This window comes from Pseudescherichia sp. AS216 (assembly GCF_037152055.1).
Lineage (GTDB): Bacteria > Pseudomonadota > Gammaproteobacteria > Enterobacterales > Enterobacteriaceae > Pseudescherichia.
Window position 1 is genome coordinate 670,047 of sequence record NZ_JBBCMV010000002.1, and the last position, 18,734, is coordinate 688,780.

Consider the following 18,734-nt stretch of genomic DNA (forward strand, 5'->3'; position numbering starts at 1 on the left):
AGCGTGCTTTCTGCTAGCAGCAAGCCGTCACCCCTATCCTGACTGCGAATAAAGACATGCTGAAAATTCTTTTGATTGACCGTTGTTATTTCACCCGTTTAGGGTTGGAGATATGGCTCAATCAAGCTGGTTTATTTTCCACTCCCGTTGTCGTTACCGGGCTGAACAACCTGATGCTGGCAAAAGAGCATGCTATGCAGTGGCAGCCGGATCTGGTTATTGCCGATCTCTACGGTTTCGCTGGCGATCTGCACCATGTTCAACAGCTCTCATCCCTGCTCATGGCCTGCAGCGATCGTAGCAAGCTTATTTTATTTCAGTCCGGTCATAACGCCGACATGGAAAATTACTGTCAGCAGTTTCCAATCGCGGCCCGCCTGGCTAAAACCGACTCGCTGGCGAAGCTCGCGCAGTCGATTGATACTGCCCTGCTGGCACGACCTGTTTATACCGAGCCACAGACCGCTGCACCGCTGCTTACGCGTCAGGAGGAGAAGGTGTTATCGCTGTGGATGGAAGGGACAAATAATCACTGTATTGCCAGCCGTCTCGGCATTAACGGGAAAACCGTCTACACCTACAAGCGCAATATTCGGATGAAGTTGGGGATGTGTAATCGTTTTACGCCGTTCCTGTCGCTGCCGGAAGGCGTGAGGTAACGGTACGACAAGCAGCCGTACCGTCCGGGATTACTGCTGGGCTTTAGTTGCTGCACCAGAGATAGCGCTACCGCCGGTAGAAATATCTTCACCTACGCCACGCGTAGTGTTACAGGCGGTCAATGCTGAAGAAAGCACCAGAACAGAAAAGATCGCTGCAATTGTTTTCTTAACCATAATATCTTCCTTTAAGGCCAAAGTTATTTGTGTATTGCCACTTAAGCATAGACAAAATCCAAAAAAATGGCGGGAGAGGATGATTTTTTAAGAAAATTCGAGCGAGGGGCAAGGCAGAGACGCGGGTAGAAAAACTATCGGCGCAGCGGGAGCCACGCCGACAGGCTTAGCGCATAAATTACTTCACGCGGGAGACGTATTCGCCAGAGCGGGTGTCAACTTTGATCACTTCGCCAATCTGTACGAACAGCGGAACCTTAACAACGGCACCGGTAGAGAGAGTAGCGGGTTTGCCACCGGTCCCTGCGGTATCACCCTTCAGGCCTGGATCGGTTTCAACGATCTCCAGCTCGACGAAGTTCGGCGGGGTCACAGCGATAGGCTGGCCGTTCCACAGGGTCACGATGCATTCAGCCTGATCCAGCAGCCACTTCGCGTTCTCGCCAACCGCTTTCTCATCGGCAGCCAGCTGCTCGAAGGTCTGGTTGTTCATGAAGTGATAGAACTCACCGTCGTTGTAGAGGTAAGTCAGGTTCATATCTACTACGTCTGCGCCTTCAGCGGAGTCGGTAGATTTGAAGGTTTTCTCAACGCGGGTGCCGGTCAGCAGACGGCGCAGCTTAACACGGGCGAAAGCCTGGCCTTTACCCGGTTTAACGAATTCACTGGCTTCAACCGCATACGGTTCGCCATCCATCATGATTTTAAGACCAGCACGAAAATCGTTGCTATAGTAAGTCGCCATAAGGCCCTCTGAAATTGATAACTGGTAGCTAAGCCACAAAATGGCGCATATTGTAACCCTAAATACCCCATCCAGAGAAGATTGGTTAGTACAACTTGCCGATGTAATTACCGATCCGGATGAACTACTGCGTCTGTTAAATATAGACGCCGATGAAAATCTGCTTGCAGGACGGGCGGCGAAACGCCTGTTTGCCCTGCGCGTCCCGCGAGCGTTTGTCGCGCGAATGGAGCGTGGCAACCCCAACGATCCGCTGCTAAGACAGGTATTTACCTCGCAGGAGGAGTTTGTTGCCGCCCCCGGATTCAGCACCGATCCGCTTGATGAGCAGCACAGCGTTGTCCCCGGACTGCTGCATAAATACCGTAACCGCGCCCTGCTGCTGGTAAAGGGCGGCTGCGCGGTAAACTGCCGCTACTGCTTCCGTCGCCACTTCCCCTATGCCGATAATCAGGGCAACAAGCGCAACTGGCAGGCCGCGCTGGACTATATCGCCGCGCATCCTGAGCTGGATGAGATCATCTTCTCCGGCGGCGATCCGCTGATGGCAAAAGATCATGAACTGGAGTGGCTGCTGACCCAGCTTGAGGCTATCCCGCACGTGAAGCGCCTGCGCATTCACAGTCGGCTGCCGATTGTGATCCCGGCGCGCATCACCGACGCGCTGGCGTCACGCTTTGCCCGCTCGTCACTGCAGATCCTACTGGTTAACCACATTAACCACGCTCAGGAGATTGATTCGTCGTTTCGCCAGGCCATGACAACGCTACGCGCTGCGGGCGTGACGCTGCTTAACCAGAGCGTGCTGCTGCGCGGCGTTAACGACAGTGCCCAGACGCTGGCGGATCTCAGCAACGCGCTGTTTGATGCGGGCGTGATGCCTTACTACCTGCACGTGCTGGATAAGGTTCAGGGCGCGGCGCACTTTATGGTGACAGATGATGAAGCCCGCCAGATTATGCGCGAGCTGTTGACGCTGGTATCAGGCTATATGGTGCCGCGACTGGCACGGGAGATCGGCGGCGAGCCGAGCAAAACGCCGCTGGATTTACAGCTCAGGCAGAGCTAGCCCCCGTAGGCCGGGCAAACGCAGTGCCGCCCGGCGTTGCAGCGTCAGTATCATAACGCCCGGTGGCGCTACGCTTACCGGGCCTACCAAACGCACCGCCCCTAATCAGTTCGGGCACTTATAGACCTGGCCGTTCATTTCGCTGGCGGTCGGCACAAAGCTCGACATAAAGCCTTGGGTAGGGCTGGTAACGCTGTAGAGGACGTTGCCACCCATCTCAGCGGCGTGGTTACGCAGCGCTACCGCCGCGCCGCGCATGGAGCCACCCTCTTCGCCGTGCTGGCCTGAGAGCCAGTTGCTCTGCTTGCCCGTCGCGGTGCCAATATAGTGACACTCCGCGCCCGGCTTATCTTCAACAAAGCGAACGCTCTGCCCACCTGCGGTGAGGGCGTTGCCAGAACTACAGCCCGCCAGCAGCAGTGCCGCACCTACGATCCCTGCAGAAACTTTCATGCGCATTTTATTCCTCGTTGTTATCAGCTGGACACAACCTGTCCGTGTCTAAACCTTATACTAAAAAGATGACCAAAAGAAAAACCCCCGGACATTTCTGCCCGAGGGTTTCTCATTATGACGGATGCCCGCCCAAATCATTCTGGTTGCAGGAAGGCGGCAAGGTCGCGTATCCCCAGGAGCTTACTAAAGTAAGTGACTGGGGTGCGTGAACGCAGCCAACACACCTGCGGCCTGAAGGATGCCGGGCGGAGGGGGGCATTACATCATGCCGCCCATTCCACCCATGCCGCCCATACCACCAGCGCCACCTAAGTCAGGCGCGTCAGATTTCGGCAGGTCGGTCACCATGCACTCGGTGGTGATCATCAGACCGGCAACGGAGGCCGCGTACTGCAGAGCAGAACGGGTCACTTTAGTCGGATCCAGGATACCCATGTCGATCATGTTGCCGTACTCTTCGGTCGCCGCGTTGTAACCGTAGTTACCGTCACCTGCTTTCACGGTGTTGGCAACAACTGACGGCTCTTCACCGCAGTTCAGCACGATCTGACGCAGCGGTGCTTCCATTGCGCGCAGCGCAACTTTGATACCGACGTTCTGGTCTTCGTTCTGGCCACGCAGCTCGCTCAGTTTGCTTGCTACGCGGATCAGCGCCACGCCACCACCGGCAACCACGCCCTCTTCTACCGCAGCACGGGTTGCGTGCAGGGCATCTTCAACGCGGGCTTTTTTCTCTTTCATTTCAACTTCGGTAGCTGCACCGACTTTGATTACCGCTACGCCGCCTGCCAGTTTCGCTACGCGCTCCTGCAGTTTCTCACGGTCATAATCAGAGGTAACTTCTTCGATCTGCTGACGGATCTGAGAAACACGGCCCTGAATCGCCGCTTCTTCACCCACGCCATCGATGATGGTGGTGGTGTCTTTGTTGATCACAACGCGTTTTGCCTGACCCAGGTCTTCCAGGGTTGCTTTTTCCAGCTCCATACCGATCTCTTCAGAGATGACGGTACCGCCGGTCAGGATAGCGATATCCTGCAGCATGGCTTTACGACGATCGCCGAAGCCCGGTGCTTTCACCGCAGCAACTTTAACGATACCGCGCATGGTGTTCACTACCAGGGTCGCCAGCGCTTCGCCTTCAACGTCTTCAGCAACGATCAGCAGCGGTTTACCTGCTTTAGCAACGGCTTCCAGCACCGGCAGCATTTCGCGGATGTTGGAGATTTTTTTGTCAGCCAGCAGGATGAACGGGCTTTCCAGTTCGATAGAACCTGTTTCCGGCTTGTTGATGAAGTAAGGGGAAAGGTAGCCACGATCAAACTGCATACCTTCTACCACGTCCAGCTCGTCTTGCAGACCGGTGCCTTCTTCAACGGTGATCACGCCTTCTTTGCCCACTTTTTCCATCGCCTGCGCGATCAGGGTACCCACGGTTTCGTCGGAGTTAGCAGAGATGGTGCCTACCTGAGCAATAGCACGGGAGTCAGAGCACGGTACGGAGAGGGTTTTCAGCTCTTCAACGGCGGCGATAACGGCTTTATCGATACCGCGTTTCAGATCCATCGGGTTCATGCCCGCAGCAACGGCTTTCAGGCCTTCAGTAATGATGGACTGAGCCAGTACGGTTGCAGTGGTGGTACCGTCGCCCGCAGCGTCGTTCGCTTTGGAGGCCACTTCTTTCACCATCTGCGCGCCCATGTTCTCGAACTTATCTTCCAGTTCGATTTCACGTGCAACGGAAACACCATCTTTAGTAATGGTCGGTGCACCGAAAGATTTATCCAGAACGACGTTACGGCCTTTCGGGCCCAGGGTCACTTTCACTGCATCTGCCAGCACGTTTACGCCGCGCAGCATTTTCACACGGGCGTCGTTACCGAATTTTACGTCTTTAGCTGCCATTTTCTTTTTCCCTTAAATTCGTATGGTTCAGTTCGCGCGTGGATTACGCTTCAACAATTGCCAGAATGTCAGACTCGGACATGATCAGCACTTCCTGATCGTCGATTTTCTCTGCTTTCACGCCGTAGCCATCGTTAAAAATAACGATGTCGCCGACTTTCACGTCCAGCGGCTGCACGGATCCGTTTTCGAGGATGCGGCCTTTACCGACAGCGATGATCTCGCCACGAGTAGATTTACCAGCAGCACTACCGGTCAGAACGATGCCGCCAGCTGATTTAGACTCAACTTCTTTACGCTTGACGATGACACGGTCATGTAGTGGACGAATACTCATTGATAGCTCTCCTTTGAGAAAGTCAGTATCGGTTATGGATGACGCCGGTTCCTTTTCGCTTCCCGGCTGGTGACGAGAGAGATGGGGATGGGGCTTTCACCCTTCAAGGGGCCAACGAAAAAAAATTTGTGAAAATGTTACCATCATCGCTCTTTGGACAGGGGCAGGATAATAATAGATGAGTGGCTTAAAACAGGAGCTGGGACTGGCTCAGGGCGTGGGGCTGTTATCGACCTCACTGTTAGGTACCGGCGTGTTTGCCGTACCGGCGCTGGCGGCGCTGGTGGCGGGCAACAACAGCCTGTGGGCATGGCCGGTGCTGATCGTACTGGTTTTCCCCATTGCGATTGTCTTCGCTCTGCTCGGGCGGCACTTTCCCAGCGCGGGCGGCGTGGCCCATTTTGTCGGCATGGCGTTTGGTCCGCGTCTTGAACGCGTCACGGGCTGGCTCTTTCTGTCAGTGATCCCGGTGGGACTGCCCGCCGCACTGCACATTGCCGCCGGCTTCTGGCAGGCGCTGTTTGGCTGGCACGGTCCAATGCTGCTGATGGCGGAGCTGGGCACGCTGTTGCTGGTATGGGCGGTGGGAACGCGGGGGGCCAGCTCCAGCGCCAATCTGCAAACCCTGGTCGCTGGACTGATCGTGGCGCTGATCGCCGCCGTCTGGTGGTATGGCGATCTTACGGTCGCTGAAATTCCCTTCCCTGCCCCACAGGAGGTCGATGCGTCTGGCCTGTTTGCCGCCCTGTCGGTGATGTTCTGGTGCTTCGTGGGTCTGGAAGCGTTTGCCCACTTAGCCTCTGAATTCAAGCGTCCGGAACGGGACTTCCCCCGCGCGCTGATGATTGGCCTGCTGCTGGCCGGCTTCGTCTACTGGGCCTGCACGGTGATTGTGCTGCACTTTGACGCGTATGGCGTCGATCGTGCTGCCGCAGCCTCCCTGCCGGGGATCGTGGTGCAGCTGTTTGGTGAGAAGGCGCTGTGGATCGCCTGCGTAATTGGCTATCTGGCCTGCTTTGCCAGCCTTAACATCTACATTCAGAGCTTCGCCCGTCTGGTCTGGTCACAGGCAATGTACAACCCGCAGGGTCGCCTGGCACAGCTCTCAAAACGCCAGATCCCCTTTAATGCCCTGAATGCGGTGCTGATCTGCTGCGTTATCAGCACGCTGGTTATCTATGCGCTGGAGATCAACCTCGACGCGCTGATTATCTACGCCAACGGCATTTTCATCATGATCTATCTGCTGTGTATGCTGGCGGGATGTCGTTTGCTGAAGGGGCGCTATCGCGCGTTGGCGGCGGTGGGCGCCCTGCTCTGTCTGCTACTGCTGGCGATGGTGGGCTGGAAGAGCCTGTATGCCACTATTATGCTGGCGGCGCTGTGGTGGTTTTTACCCAAGCGCGGCAGTGCCCATTAAAATTATGCATTAAATAACGCCGGGCAGCGCTGCGCTTACCCGGCCGCTGGTTATTTATCGTCTTTATGATCGATACGGTCGCGGTACTCGTCCTTGCGCTGGTACTCGCCGTCAAAAGTCTGACCGCCGTCGCTACCGGCGCTGAAACCGCCACCCGGCATCCGGGAGAAACGCAGATGCGGAAGCAGGCGCAGGGTCAGTAATTTTTGCACCGGTGGCAGCAGCAGCAGCAGGCCGAGCAGATCGGTAAAGAAGCCCGGCAGCAGCAGCAGTAGCCCGGCAATCATCAGCGATACGCTCTTGATCATCTCCGCAGCGGGGCTCTCTCCGGCGGCCATCTTCTGCTGCATCAGTAAAATATTTTTAAAGCCCTGGTTTCGCACCAGCGACATACCGATGACTGAGGTAAAGATCACCAGCACCAGCGTGAGCAGGACGCCAAAGACGTGGGCGACCTGGATAAAAATCGAGATTTCGATGTAAACGTATAAAAATATTGCAATTAGTGGTATCCAGCGCACTGGCGTCTCCTGTAGGTTTGCGGCGTGCTTCTTACTGAGATGGTGCTTAATAGGCATAATTCAATAGGATTGCACGCCAGGTTGTCTGAAAATCTCTGCCCGGTGATGCATTTCACAAATTATTAAAACTAATGCAACGACTAAGATAATAAGTGATCCAGATTACGGCATTTCGCTATCATCAGCATATGATCCCGGGTACGTGGCCGATTAAGGAAATAATCGTCGGTCAGCAAACACACAAAACCCCAGATGTACTGTGTGTTTAGTACATTCATTCGCAGCTTGAAAAAGAAGGTTCACATGTTAAACAGCATTCGTATCGAAGAAGATTTGTTGGGCACAAGGGAAGTACCAGCGGACGCTTACTACGGCATCCACACTCTGAGAGCGATTGAGAATTTCTACATCAGCAACAACAAAATCAGCGACATCCCTGAATTTGTACGTGGCATGGTGATGGTCAAGAAAGCCGCAGCGCTGGCAAACAAAGAGCTGCACACCATTCCCAAAAGCGTGGCCAATGCCATCGTCGCCGCATGTGATGAAGTCCTGAATAACGGTAAATGCATGGATCAGTTCCCGGTCGACGTCTATCAGGGCGGCGCGGGTACCTCCGTGAATATGAACACCAACGAAGTGCTGGCAAACATCGGCCTTGAGTTGATGGGCCACCAGAAAGGCGACTACCAGTACCTGAACCCGAACGACCACGTTAACAAGTGCCAGTCCACCAACGACGCCTACCCGACCGGTTTCCGCATTGCAGTTTACGCCTCTATCGTTAAGCTGGTAGATGCCATTAACCAGCTCGGAGAAGGGTTCCAGAACAAGGCCGTTGAGTTCAAAGACATTCTGAAAATGGGTCGCACCCAGCTGCAGGATGCAGTGCCGATGACGCTGGGCCAGGAGTTCCACGCCTTTAACGTTCTGCTCAATGAAGAGACGCGCAACCTGCTGCGCACCGCCGAACTGCTGCTGGAGGTCAACCTCGGGGCAACGGCGATCGGTACTCGTCTGAACACCCCGGACGGCTATCAGCAGCTGGCGGTACAGAAGCTGGCGGAAGTCAGCAACCTGCCGGTGGTTGCGGCGGAAGATCTGATCGAAGCCACCTCCGACTGCGGCGCATACGTCATGGTTCACAGCTCGCTGAAGCGCCTGGCGGTCAAGCTCTCTAAAATCTGTAACGACCTGCGCCTGCTCTCCTCCGGCCCGCGTGCTGGCCTGAATGAGATCAACCTGCCGGAGCTGCAGGCTGGCTCCTCTATCATGCCTGCGAAGGTCAACCCGGTCGTGCCAGAGGTCGTGAACCAGGTCTGCTTCAAGGTGATCGGTAACGACATCACGGTCACCATGGCCTCCGAAGCTGGCCAGCTGCAGCTCAACGTGATGGAGCCGGTCATCGGCCAGGCAATGTTTGAGTCAATCCATATTCTGACCAATGCCTGCTACAACCTGCTGGAGAAATGCATCAACGGTATTACCGCCAACAAAGCGGTATGCGAGAGCTACGTCTATAACTCAATCGGCATCGTTACCTACCTTAACCCGTTTATCGGTCACCACAACGGCGATATTGTGGGTAAAATCTGTGCCGAAACGGGCAAGAGCGTGCGTGAGGTCGTGCTTGAACGCGGCCTGCTGACCGAGGCGGAGCTGGATGATATCTTCTCGGCGCAAAACCTGATGCACCCGGCTTATAAAGCAAAACGGTATACAGATGAGAACGAACAGTAACCGTTCAACCGGGTAAGACCTCAAAGGCACGTCAGCGATGACGTGCCTTTTTGTTTCTGGGCGCTACTAAAATTCAACAAATCAATATCAACTTGTAAACACATCAAGGAAGCCAACTATGTTTGCTGCGGAACTTGTGATTGTCCTGCTGGCGATTTACTTAGGTGCCAGACTCGGCGGGATCGGCATCGGCTTTGCCGGTGGGCTTGGCGTGCTCGTCCTGACGCTCTTTTTCCAGATCAAGCCTGGCGCGATCCCCTTTGACGTTATCGAAATTATCATGGCGGTGATCGCTGCGATTGCCGCGATGCAGGTGGCCGGGGGGATGGACTACCTGGTTAGCCTGGCGGAGCGCCTGCTGCGCCGTCACCCTAAATACATTACCTTTCTCGCCCCGCTGGTGACCTGGTTTATGACCATTCTCGCCGGTACCGGGCACACCGCGTTCTCTACCCTGCCGGTGATCACCGAGGTAGCAAAAGAGCAAGGCATTCGCCCCTCTCGCCCGCTCTCTATCGCCGTAGTAGCCTCGCAGATCGCCATTACCGCCTCGCCCATTTCCGCGGCGGTAGTGTTTTTCGCCGGGATCCTCGAACCGCTGGGCGTTAGCTACCTGACCCTGCTGGCGATCTGCATTCCTGTTACCCTGATCGCTATCATGCTCACCGCCGTGGTGTGTAACTTCCTCGGCGCAGAGCTAAAAGACGATCCGGTCTATCAGGAGCGGCTGGCCAAGGGTGAAGTGAAGCTGCGCGGAAATCAGGTTTTTCAGCTTAAGCCGCACGCCAAACGCTCGGTGATGCTGTTTCTGATCGGCATTGTCGCAGTGATGGTTTACGCCACCATTATCAGCCCGACGGTGGGGCTGATTACCAATCCGGTATTGCCGCGCAACGAGGCGATTGTGGTCTTCATGCTCACCATCGCCACGCTGATCTGCCTGAGCTGCAAGATAGACACTGGGGAGATACTTAACGCCAGCACGTTTAAATCCGGGATGAGCGCCTGTATCTGCGTGCTGGGTGTGGCCTGGCTTGGGGACACCTTTGTGAAAACCCACATTGAGGATATCCAGAGCGTGGCAGGCGACCTGCTCCACAGCTATCCGTGGCTGCTGGCAGTAGTACTCTTTTTTGCTGCCACCCTGCTCTACTCCCAGGCGGCGACCACCAAAGCGCTGATGCCCGCCGCGCTGCTGCTCGGCGTTACCCCCCTGACCGCCATCGCCTCGTTCGCCGCCGTGTCGGCCCTGTTTGTGCTGCCCACCTACCCGACGCTGCTGGCGGCGGTAGAGATGGACGACACCGGCTCGACCCGCATCGGCAAATATGTCTTCAACCACGCCTTCCTGATCCCCGGCGTGATCGCCATCGCCCTGTGCGTCATTTTGGGCTTCGTGATTGGCGGCCTTGTTTTGTAGCCTGTTTTGTAACAGGCATGATGGTGTAAATGTCGTTAAAATCGGGCTGCCTGGCGGCCCGGTTGATTAATCCGCGCCCAGCGGCGTGCTATAGTGGCTTTTTTCGTCTGATACGAGATTGCCGATGAATACGCCTGATGCCGTCGTTGTGCTCTGTACCGCCCCGGATGAAGCTACCGCCCAGGACCTGGCGGCGAAAGTGCTGGCGGATAAACTCGCCGCCTGCGTGACGATTTTGCCCGGTGCTACTTCGCTCTACTACTGGGAAGGTAAGCTGGAGCAGGAGTATGAAGTCCAGATGCTGCTGAAAAGCAGCGCCGCCCATCAGGAGGCGCTGCTGGCCTGCCTGAAATCGCACCATCCGTATCAAACCCCCGAACTATTAGTGCTGCCCGTCGCACATGGAGACAATGATTACCTCTCATGGCTCAACGCATCCTTACGTTAATCCTGCTGTTTTGCAGTACGTCCGCCTTTGCCGGGTTGTTTGACGCGCCCGGCTCCGGGAAGTTTGTTCCCGCAGATAGCGCGTTTACCTTCGATTTTCAGCAAAATGAGCACGACCTGACGCTCAACTGGCAGATCAAAGAGGGCTACTACCTCTATCGCCAGCAGATCAGCGTCACGCCCGCGCAGGCGGAGATCGCCCCGCTCCAGCTCCCAAAAGGCGAAAGTCACAAAGATGAATTCTTTGGCACCAGCGAAATCTATCGCCAGCGGCTCAGCCTGCCGGTGACGGTGCGTTCGGCTAACAAAGCGGCGACGCTGACCGTCACCTGGCAGGGCTGCGCGGCGGCGGGCTTCTGCTATCCGCCGGAGACAAAGGTTGTGCCGATCAGTGAGGTGCAGCCGCTGGCGCATAGCGTGCCGGATCAATCTGCCCCTGTCACGGCCACGGCCGCGCCCGCGCTGCCCTTCTCGGCGCTGTGGGCGCTGCTGATCGGCATTGGCATCGCCTTTACTCCCTGCGTGCTGCCGATGTACCCGCTCATCTCCGGCATCGTGCTGGGGGGCAAAGCGCGTCTCTCTACCGGACGAGCGCTGCTGCTGACCGTGCTCTATGTGCAGGGCATGGCCCTCACCTACACCGCGCTGGGCCTCGTTGTGGCCGCCGCCGGGCTACAGTTTCAGGCGGCGCTCCAGCATCCCTATGTCTTAGTTGGCCTGTCGGTGATTTTCACCCTGTTGGCGCTGTCGATGTTTGGTCTGTTCACCCTCCAGCTGCCGTCATCTGTTCAGACGCGCCTGAGCCTGATGAGCAATCGCCAGCAGGGCGGCTCGCCGGGCGGCGTCTTTGCGATGGGGGCCATCGCTGGGCTGATCTGCTCACCCTGCACCACCGCACCGCTCAGCGCTATCCTGCTCTATATCGCCCAGAGCGGTAACCTGTGGCTCGGCGGCGGCACCCTCTATCTTTATGCGCTCGGCATGGGCATCCCGCTCATCCTGGTAACGCTGTTTGGCAACCGCCTGCTGCCGAAAAGCGGCCCGTGGATGGAGCAGGTCAAAATCGCCTTTGGCTTTGCGATCCTTGCCCTGCCGGTATTTTTACTGGAGCGTATGTTGGGCGAGACATGGGGCCTGCGCCTCTGGTCGCTGCTCGCCGTGGCGTTTTTCAGCTGGGGGTTTATCACCTGTTTGGGTGGTACTCGGCGTGGGATACGCGTGCTACAGATCGTCCTGCTGGGCGCGGCGCTGGTCAGTGCGAAGCCGCTACAGGACTGGGCGTTTGGCGTTAGCACCTCCGTCCCGCAGGCGCACCTGAACTTTACCCGCATCGCCAGCGTAGATGAGCTGAACCAGGCCCTGGCACAGGCCAAGGGTAAACCGGTCATGCTCGACCTCTACGCCGACTGGTGCGTGGCCTGCAAAGAGTTTGAGAAGTATACCTTCAGCGATCCGCAGGTACAGGCGGCGCTGAAGGAGACGGTGCTGCTGCAGGCGGACGTGACCGCCAACAGCGCCGAGGATGCCGCCCTGCTTCGCCATCTTGGCGTGCCGGGCCTGCCGACAATTCTGTTCTTTGACGCCCAGGGCAACGCGCAGCCTGCGCAACGGGTGGCAGGATTTATGGACGCGGAAGCATTTAGTAGACATTTGCGCAATCGCCAGCCATAAACTACACCAGGAGTGGAAAAATGGTTCTAAAAACGCAGGAGAACACCGTGCAACGTGAAGACGTCTTAGGGAAAACATTGCAGTGGCTTGAGCTCGAAGGCCTTGCTGCCACGACGCCCGAAATTATCGCCGAACGTCTTAATTATCCATTGGACGAGTTTTTGCGCTTTTGGCCCGATAAAGAGGCGCTGCATTATGATGCGCTGCGCCACCTCAGCCAGCAGGTTGACGCCTGGCGCAGGCAGATGCTGTTAAACGATGAGCTAAGCAAAGAGCAGAAGCTGCTGGCCCGCTATACGGCGCTTACCGAGTGCGTCACCAACCATCGCTATCCGGGCTGCCTGTTCATTGCGGCCTGCACGATCTATCCGGATCCGGCCCACCCGATCCATCAGCTGGCGGATCAGCAAAAAAGTGCGGCATACGACTACACCCACGAGCTGCTGACGGCGCTGGAGGTGGACGATCCGGCGATGGTCGCCAAGCAGATGGAGCTGGTGCTGGAAGGCTGCCTCAGCCGGATGCTGGTCAACCGTAGCCAGGTCGACGTTGATACCGCCTACCGGCTGGCAGAGGACATTCTTCGCTTTGCCCAGTGCCGCATGGGCGGCGCGCTGACCTGATATCAGATCAGCAGACCCGCCCACGCAGAGAGCAGTAAACAGAGCGCCATCGCCCGCTGAAACCAGACCAGCGAGGCGGGGGTGCGAAAGATTTGGTTCACCGCTCTGCCGCCGAACGCCCAGACGGTCAGGCAGAGCTGGGAGATAATCAGAAACAGCAGCGCCATCACGGCGATCTCCCGCAGCGGATGCGTTCCGTGGGGCGCAAACAGGCTCACCACCGCCAGCGCCATCATCCAGGTTTTCGGGTTAATCAGCTGCAACATGGCTGCCGCCCGAACGCTAAAGGGCCTCTGCGCCTCGCCATCCAGCGCCGTCGCCGGAGCACGAAATAGCTGCCAGCTCATCCAGCTTAGCCACAGCACCCCTGCCCAACTCATCCCCGCCCGCACCAGCGGATAGTGGCTCAGCGCCTTCCCCGCTCCCGCGCCAGAGATCAAGACAATCAGGCTGGCGGCCACGCAGGCGCTTACTACCGCAGGCAGCGTGGCCATTACGCCGAAGCGCTGGCTGCTGGATAAGATTAAAATGTTGGTGGGGCCAGGGGTGATCGATGCCACGAAGGCAAACAGCATAAACGGCAACCAGGTATAGAACATATTCACAGGCAGGACTCCTTATTATCGTTGTCCTGACTGTCGCCTTATTTCACTGTCGCGTCTGGAAGATTTGTGCACAGGCTGCGGTAGCGCGCCGGGGAGAGACGGTAGGCCCGCTGGAACCAGCGCCCGAGGTGGCTCTGATCGGCAAAACCTAACGCCGCCGCAACGCTGGCTGGCTGTTCCCCTTTTGCCAGCATGGCGCGGGCGCTCGCCAGTCGGAGCTGGATCAGCCAGGCGTGCGGCGAGAGGTGGAACTCGCGCTTAAAACAGCGCGTGAGTGTGAAGCGATCGGTACCGGTCTCCCGCGCCACGTCGTCCAGCCCGACGTTCTCTCCCCGGTGAGCGTAGAGATAGTCCCTCGCCCGGTGGGCTATGGCCGCGCTCTGACGCTGTGCCGAGAGGCGCTTGCGCCACTGGCAGTGATGGGTCAGCTGGCTCAGTAGTCCATCCATCATGCCCTGCTGCACGATGCGCATCTCATCGTTATGCAGAGTGAAGAAGGTTTGGGCGATAGTGTTCACCAGCTGCGGCGCGCGGGCGATGGTCTGGTCAAAGTGCAGCGAGTAGCTTGAAGGCGTGGCATCGTACAGGCCGCGCAGGGTGTCGCTTAGCCAGCGGTCATCGAGATAGAACGTCAGGTAGGTAAAGCCGCCCTCTACCGGCGCGTCGCCGTCGTGGATCTCGCCCGGCTCCAGCAGAAAGGCATCCCCCGGCGTGCTGCGATGGCGCTCGCGGCGGCAGTGAAACTGCTGGGTGCCGGTCAGGGTGATGCCCACCAGGTAGCTGTCATGCCAGTGCGGATCGTAGGCGTGCCCCTCAAAGTGTGCACGGATGGTTTCGATGCCGGTATCGGCATGCTGTCGCAGCTCCAGCCAGTCTGCCATATCAACCTCCTGAATGATTCCCGAGTGTAGCATCAATCATTCAGCCTGAAAGGTCTGGAAGATTTGTGCAGCCCGGCACAAAAACAACTGAGATGGCGGCAAACTGCCGAAGAGTTTGAACGATCACAGAAGCAAAAAAACATAATTAATTAATATAAAAACGCAATAGATTCTCCGCGGTCATCTGTGTCAGAAAGTAACCCTCATTCATAAGAGACCGGAGATGTGATTCAAATGAGTAGAGACATACTAAAAAATCACCATGATGAATACCATATATTAACTCGCGGGGAACGTATTGGTTATGGAATGGGGGATTTTGCGCAAAACCTTGTTTTTGGCACAATAGGCGGCTTTCTTGCTCTGCATATGTTGACTGTCAACGCCATCGGTACAGCAACCGCAGGGTTTATATTTCTTTTCGTCCGCATCATCAATGTCTTTTGGGATCCCATGGTGGGAACCTATGTTGATAAAAGAATTTCAGCAGCGGGGAAATATCGTCCCTGGCTCTTAAGAGCGGGCGTGCCGCTGGTTATTCTCTCCGCTCTGCTTTTTACCCCTATCCCCGGCATCAGAGGGTCGGTTCCCTTTGCTTTTATTGTCTATCTGGCGCTGGATTTAGTGTATTCATTGGTAAACATTCCGTACGGTTCTCTTAATGCCTCACTGACAAGAGATCCTGAATCTATTGATAAACTGACCAGTACAAGAATGATGCTAGCCAATACGGCCAATCTTCTTGTCTACACCCTGTTCCCCATGTTTGTTCAAATGGCCTCACCAAAGGATCGCAGCCTTAAGGATACGGGTTTCTTTGGGCTTGAGCTGAACATGGGCAACTATACCGACCCGTCAGCGAACTACGCCTGGTTTGGCGTTTACTCTATCTATATGGTAATCGGCGCTGTAGCACTTTTTATCTGCTATAAGTACACGAAAGAACGTGTAGTCGCGACTGCGGAACAGACTGCCAACGTAAAAACAACCGATCTCTTCCTTGAATTAAAATACAACCGACCGCTGGTTATCCTCGGACTGTTTTTCATGCTGGGCTTTACGTTCATGTTTTTCATGAATACCGTAAATGGCTTTTTCAATCAGTTTGTTGTCGGCCATTCAGAATGGATGGGGGCGATAGGCCTGGTTGCCTCCGTTCCGGGGATTCTATTCCCTGTTTTCTGGCCAAGACTCAAGAAAATTTTTGGCAAAAAAGGGTTCTTCCATCTTTTCCTGGCCATGTTTATCGTAGGTGAGTTGTTAACTTACGTCTGGTCACGTGAAGGGATGCACGATGCGCTGTGGCTTGCTTATATCGCCACCTTTATTAAACAGTGGGGTTTAACTTCCGCGACCGGATTCATGTGGGCGCTGGTCCCTGAAGTGATTGCTTATGGCGAACTAAAATCAGGCAAGCGCAACGCCGCCATCATTAATGCGATTATGGGGCTCTTCTTTAAGATTGGCTTTACCCTTGGTGGTGCCATTCCGTTGTGGTTGCTGGCCGTTTATGGTTTTAACGAAACAGGCGCGCAACAAAATGCCAATGCAATCGACGGGATCATTATGACGGCGGTCTGGATCCCCATCGTTTTAGCCTTCATTTCAATGATCGTCATTCAGGTCTATCCCATCTCAGACAAAAATGTCACAGACATTAACCGTCAACTCGATGAAATACGCGTGTAATTAAAAGAACTAAAAAAGCAAAATATAAATAAACAGCTTAAAAAGGTAGAAACATATGTCACTTATTCAAAACCCTATCTTACCTGGATTTAATGCCGATCCGAGTATTATCCGTGTAGAAGACACTTACTATATCGCAAGCTCCACATTCGAGTGGTTTCCTGGCGTTCGTTTACATGAGTCCAAAGATCTGCAGCACTGGAATCTGCTTCCCAGTCCGTTATCTACAACCACGCTGTTAGATATGAGAGGAAACCCTTCATCAGGGGGAATTTGGGCACCCGACCTCTCTTATGCCGACGGCAAGTTTTGGCTAGTTTATACAGATGTAAAAGTTACAGAGGGTGCCTTTAAAGACATGACCAACTATCTGTCCACCGCCACAGATATTCGTGGCCCATGGACCGATCCGATCAAGCTTAATGGCGTTGGTTTTGACGCTTCACTTTTCCATGACGAAGATGGTCGTAAATATATTGTTCAACAGACCTGGGATCATCGGGAGTATCACCACCCCTTTAATGGCATTACCTTAACCGAGCTTGATATCACTACACTGAAGCTAATGCCAGAAACAGCGCGAACTCTTTATCGCGGCACGGCCGTTGCACTTGTTGAGGGGCCACATATCTACAAACTGAATGGCTATTACTATCTTTTTGCTGCTCAGGGCGGGACCGTTTTCACTCACCAGGAGGTGGTTGCACGTTCAAAAAGCCTGGACGCCGACAGTTTTGAGACACAGCCAGGCGAGGTTTTCTTAACTAACGTGGACACCCCAGACAGCTACATTCAAAAACAGGGGCACGGTGCCCTGGTTTCCACGCCTAAAGGAGAGTGGTATTACGCCTCACTCTGCGCTCGCCCATGGAATCGTGCAGGTGAACCGGCCTACGATCCGCGAGGTTGGTCAACCCTGGGCAGGGAGACGTCTATCCAAAAAGTGTATTGGGATGACGAAGGCTGGCCACGTATTGAAGGGGGCCACGGAGGAAAAACCTTTGTTGAGGGACCGGTCGATGCCATTCATACCGAAAGCGCCAACGATCACAGCCAGCATGATGAGTTTGACATGCCGACACTCGATCTCAACTGGAATACGCTTCGTGTTCCATTTACCGAGAAAATGGGCACCACAGGCGACGGAAAATTAACGTTAATAGGTCAAGGTTCTTTAGCGAATACGCATGATCTGTCGCTGATTGCGCGACGTTGGCAAGCTTTCTATTTTGATGCTCAGGTTAAGGTAAAATTTACCCCGTTTACTTATCAACAAATGGCGGGATTAACAAACTACTATAACGATCGTCACTGGAGCTTTGTTTTCATTACCTGGAATGAAATTAATGGCTCAGTAATCGAAGTAGCCGAAAACAACCGGGGCAAATACACCTCGCACCTGAAAGATAGAGCCATCAAGATCCCAGAAGAGACCGAGTACGTCTGGTTCCGCACCAAGGTTCGCAAGGAAACGTATACTTATGAATACAGTCTGGATGGAACACACTTTACTGAAATTCCTGTCACGCTGGATGCTGCAATTCTTTCAGATGATTATGTCCTGCAAAGCTACGGCGGGTTCTTTACCGGAGCATTTGTTGGCCTTGCGGTCGTGGACTACTCGGGTTACGCAGCCAAAGCCGAGTTTTATCATTTCGATTACCACGAGCTTGGTGATGCTCTCGTGGCTAATGGCACCTACAGCTGGCAAGCCAGTGAATCACGCTTTGATTAGCTAAGGTTTGGAAAATCTGAGCGAATGTGCAGCACAGACGCGTAGATTGTCGCAATAGTAAGCAGTTGAACGGCTTTTCGATGATTTTGGTTGACGGAAAGAGGCGTCTACGGTTTAATGCGCTGCGTTGCCCGGATAGCTCAGTCGGTAGAGCAGGGGATTGAAAATCCCCGTGTCCTTGGTTCGATTCCGAGTCCGGGCACCACTATTTAGAAGAACCCGCCTATGGCGGGTTTTTTGCTTTTAGAGAGCCGGACTCTTCATCGAACTTCGTTCGATGACTCGTCGCATCCCTGCGACTCGCCCTGCGGGCCAGCGCAGGCGCTGTTCAAAAACGCTCCCGGCGTTTTAGTCCGAGTCCGGGCACCACTCCTACTTATGCAGCATCCTCGCTTCGGTTGAGAAATTTTATCTTTATGTGGGCAGACCCTTCATCAAACTCCGTTCGATTACTTATCGCAACCCTGCGACTTGCCTTGCGTGCCAACTCAAACGCTATAAAAAACCTTTCTAATTACCATGTCAGAATAAAAAGCTAAATTATTTTTAAAAGAAGCACATTACTCCGTTATTGAAATTAATGTATATTTATTGATCTCACAACTTGATTATGCTAAGAGAATTTTGATAATAA

At 54.8% G+C, this 18,734-nt stretch carries 18 protein-coding genes and 1 tRNA gene; 11 read left to right on the forward strand and 8 right to left on the reverse strand.

What is annotated here, in order from left to right:
• The first annotated feature begins 56 nt into the window (after nt 1-56).
• The gene (locus WFN61_RS08735) at nt 57-659 is read left to right on the forward strand and encodes a helix-turn-helix transcriptional regulator (protein WP_313575331.1); all 603 of its coding nucleotides are present in this window, start codon (nt 57-59) and stop codon (nt 657-659) included.
• A 30-nt stretch (nt 660-689) separates the two neighbouring features.
• On the opposite strand, the gene ecnB is transcribed toward WFN61_RS08735, so the two are convergent.
• Both ecnB and efp read right to left on the reverse strand, forming a co-directional pair.
• Nucleotides 690-836 carry a lipoprotein toxin entericidin B gene (ecnB, locus tag WFN61_RS08740; RefSeq protein ID WP_042388694.1) on the reverse strand — a complete coding sequence of 49 codons (147 nt, stop codon included), beginning with the start codon at nt 834-836 and terminating at the stop codon, nt 690-692.
• A gap of 178 nt (nt 837-1,014) precedes the next feature.
• On the reverse strand, nt 1,015-1,581 hold the full coding sequence (gene efp / locus WFN61_RS08745) for an elongation factor P (protein WP_144816609.1): 567 nt from the start codon (nt 1,579-1,581) through the stop codon (nt 1,015-1,017).
• A gap of 40 nt (nt 1,582-1,621) precedes the next feature.
• Between efp and epmB the strand changes: the two genes are divergently transcribed.
• Nucleotides 1,622-2,650 carry an EF-P beta-lysylation protein EpmB gene (gene epmB / locus WFN61_RS08750; protein WP_337038540.1) on the forward strand — a complete coding sequence of 343 codons (1,029 nt, stop codon included), beginning with the start codon at nt 1,622-1,624 and terminating at the stop codon, nt 2,648-2,650.
• A 105-nt stretch (nt 2,651-2,755) separates the two neighbouring features.
• Here epmB and WFN61_RS08755 read toward each other — a convergent pair whose 3' ends face one another.
• The 3 genes from WFN61_RS08755 to WFN61_RS08765 all read right to left on the reverse strand — a co-directional run bounded on the left by WFN61_RS08755 (nt 2,756) and on the right by WFN61_RS08765 (nt 5,348).
• Nucleotides 2,756-3,109, reverse strand: coding sequence for a DUF4156 domain-containing protein (locus WFN61_RS08755; RefSeq protein WP_144816614.1), 354 nt, complete (start codon nt 3,107-3,109; stop codon nt 2,756-2,758).
• A gap of 255 nt (nt 3,110-3,364) precedes the next feature.
• A complete protein-coding gene (groL, locus tag WFN61_RS08760) occupies nt 3,365-5,011 on the reverse strand; it encodes a chaperonin GroEL (RefSeq protein ID WP_312283089.1) in 1,647 nt (548 codons plus the stop codon).
• A 43-nt stretch (nt 5,012-5,054) separates the two neighbouring features.
• Nucleotides 5,055-5,348, reverse strand: coding sequence for a co-chaperone GroES (locus tag WFN61_RS08765; RefSeq protein WP_042388708.1), 294 nt, complete (start codon nt 5,346-5,348; stop codon nt 5,055-5,057).
• A gap of 178 nt (nt 5,349-5,526) precedes the next feature.
• Here WFN61_RS08765 and yjeH point away from each other — a divergent pair, with 178 nt between their 5' ends.
• Nucleotides 5,527-6,768: an L-methionine/branched-chain amino acid transporter gene (gene yjeH, locus WFN61_RS08770; RefSeq protein ID WP_312283090.1), complete on the forward strand. Its 1,242-nt coding sequence runs from the start codon at nt 5,527-5,529 to the stop codon at nt 6,766-6,768.
• 50 nt (nt 6,769-6,818) lie between these two features.
• Here yjeH and WFN61_RS08775 read toward each other — a convergent pair whose 3' ends face one another.
• Nucleotides 6,819-7,289: an FxsA family protein gene (locus tag WFN61_RS08775; RefSeq protein ID WP_144816618.1), complete on the reverse strand. Its 471-nt coding sequence runs from the start codon at nt 7,287-7,289 to the stop codon at nt 6,819-6,821.
• 303 nt (nt 7,290-7,592) lie between these two features.
• Here WFN61_RS08775 and aspA point away from each other — a divergent pair, with 303 nt between their 5' ends.
• From aspA to WFN61_RS08800, 5 genes are all read left to right on the forward strand, one after another.
• On the forward strand, nt 7,593-9,029 hold the full coding sequence (gene aspA / locus WFN61_RS08780; RefSeq protein ID WP_042388716.1) for an aspartate ammonia-lyase: 1,437 nt from the start codon (nt 7,593-7,595) through the stop codon (nt 9,027-9,029).
• Between the two features lie 118 nt (nt 9,030-9,147).
• Nucleotides 9,148-10,449, forward strand: coding sequence for an anaerobic C4-dicarboxylate transporter (locus WFN61_RS08785; protein WP_144816620.1), 1,302 nt, complete (start codon nt 9,148-9,150; stop codon nt 10,447-10,449).
• Nucleotides 10,450-10,573: 124 nt separating this feature from the next.
• A complete protein-coding gene (cutA, locus tag WFN61_RS08790; RefSeq protein WP_144816623.1) occupies nt 10,574-10,897 on the forward strand; it encodes a divalent cation tolerance protein CutA in 324 nt (107 codons plus the stop codon).
• A complete protein-coding gene (locus tag WFN61_RS08795) occupies nt 10,873-12,567 on the forward strand; it encodes a protein-disulfide reductase DsbD (RefSeq protein ID WP_257758603.1) in 1,695 nt (564 codons plus the stop codon). Before cutA ends, WFN61_RS08795 begins: the two co-directional genes overlap by 25 nt.
• 47 nt (nt 12,568-12,614) lie before the next feature.
• Nucleotides 12,615-13,190, forward strand: coding sequence for a transcriptional regulator (locus WFN61_RS08800; RefSeq protein ID WP_144816850.1), 576 nt, complete (start codon nt 12,615-12,617; stop codon nt 13,188-13,190).
• Between the two features lie 2 nt (nt 13,191-13,192).
• Here WFN61_RS08800 and WFN61_RS08805 read toward each other — a convergent pair whose 3' ends face one another.
• A complete protein-coding gene (locus WFN61_RS08805; protein ID WP_337038583.1) occupies nt 13,193-13,789 on the reverse strand; it encodes a LysE family translocator in 597 nt (198 codons plus the stop codon).
• A 44-nt stretch (nt 13,790-13,833) separates the two neighbouring features.
• Nucleotides 13,834-14,676 carry an AraC family transcriptional regulator gene (locus WFN61_RS08810; protein ID WP_144816628.1) on the reverse strand — a complete coding sequence of 281 codons (843 nt, stop codon included), beginning with the start codon at nt 14,674-14,676 and terminating at the stop codon, nt 13,834-13,836.
• A gap of 234 nt (nt 14,677-14,910) precedes the next feature.
• Here WFN61_RS08810 and WFN61_RS08815 point away from each other — a divergent pair, with 234 nt between their 5' ends.
• The 3 genes from WFN61_RS08815 (at nt 14,911) to WFN61_RS08825 (ending at nt 18,305) form a co-directional block, all read left to right on the forward strand.
• A complete protein-coding gene (locus WFN61_RS08815) occupies nt 14,911-16,365 on the forward strand; it encodes an MFS transporter (RefSeq protein WP_144816630.1) in 1,455 nt (484 codons plus the stop codon).
• Between the two features lie 55 nt (nt 16,366-16,420).
• Complete coding sequence (locus tag WFN61_RS08820) at nt 16,421-18,100, forward strand: glycoside hydrolase family 43 protein (RefSeq protein ID WP_337038541.1); 1,680 nt, start codon at nt 16,421-16,423, stop codon at nt 18,098-18,100.
• Between the two features lie 129 nt (nt 18,101-18,229).
• A tRNA-Phe gene (locus tag WFN61_RS08825) sits at nt 18,230-18,305 on the forward strand.
• The last annotated feature ends 429 nt before the right edge of the window (nt 18,306-18,734 follow it).

Bases quoted from the DNA above. Each gene is read 5' to 3' on its own strand.
- aspA (WP_042388716.1), top strand. From the start codon at position 7,593: ATGTTAAACAGCATTCGTATCGAAGAAGATTTGTTGGGCACAAGGGAA.
- WFN61_RS08820 (WP_337038541.1), top strand. From the start codon at position 16,421: ATGTCACTTATTCAAAACCCTATCTTACCTGGATTTAATGCCGATCCG.
- WFN61_RS08805 (WP_337038583.1), bottom strand. From the start codon at position 13,789: ATGTTCTATACCTGGTTGCCGTTTATGCTGTTTGCCTTCGTGGCATCG.
- WFN61_RS08765 (WP_042388708.1), bottom strand. From the start codon at position 5,348: ATGAGTATTCGTCCACTACATGACCGTGTCATCGTCAAGCGTAAAGAA.
- yjeH (WP_312283090.1), top strand. From the start codon at position 5,527: ATGAGTGGCTTAAAACAGGAGCTGGGACTGGCTCAGGGCGTGGGGCTG.
- WFN61_RS08735 (WP_313575331.1), top strand. From the start codon at position 57: ATGCTGAAAATTCTTTTGATTGACCGTTGTTATTTCACCCGTTTAGGG.
- WFN61_RS08755 (WP_144816614.1), bottom strand. From the start codon at position 3,109: ATGCGCATGAAAGTTTCTGCAGGGATCGTAGGTGCGGCACTGCTGCTG.
- efp (WP_144816609.1), bottom strand. From the start codon at position 1,581: ATGGCGACTTACTATAGCAACGATTTTCGTGCTGGTCTTAAAATCATG.
- WFN61_RS08795 (WP_257758603.1), top strand. From the start codon at position 10,873: ATGGCTCAACGCATCCTTACGTTAATCCTGCTGTTTTGCAGTACGTCC.
- WFN61_RS08815 (WP_144816630.1), top strand. From the start codon at position 14,911: ATGAGTAGAGACATACTAAAAAATCACCATGATGAATACCATATATTA.
- epmB (WP_337038540.1), top strand. From the start codon at position 1,622: ATGGCGCATATTGTAACCCTAAATACCCCATCCAGAGAAGATTGGTTA.
- WFN61_RS08810 (WP_144816628.1), bottom strand. From the start codon at position 14,676: ATGGCAGACTGGCTGGAGCTGCGACAGCATGCCGATACCGGCATCGAA.
- ecnB (WP_042388694.1), bottom strand. From the start codon at position 836: ATGGTTAAGAAAACAATTGCAGCGATCTTTTCTGTTCTGGTGCTTTCT.
- groL (WP_312283089.1), bottom strand. From the start codon at position 5,011: ATGGCAGCTAAAGACGTAAAATTCGGTAACGACGCCCGTGTGAAAATG.
- WFN61_RS08785 (WP_144816620.1), top strand. From the start codon at position 9,148: ATGTTTGCTGCGGAACTTGTGATTGTCCTGCTGGCGATTTACTTAGGT.
- cutA (WP_144816623.1), top strand. From the start codon at position 10,574: ATGAATACGCCTGATGCCGTCGTTGTGCTCTGTACCGCCCCGGATGAA.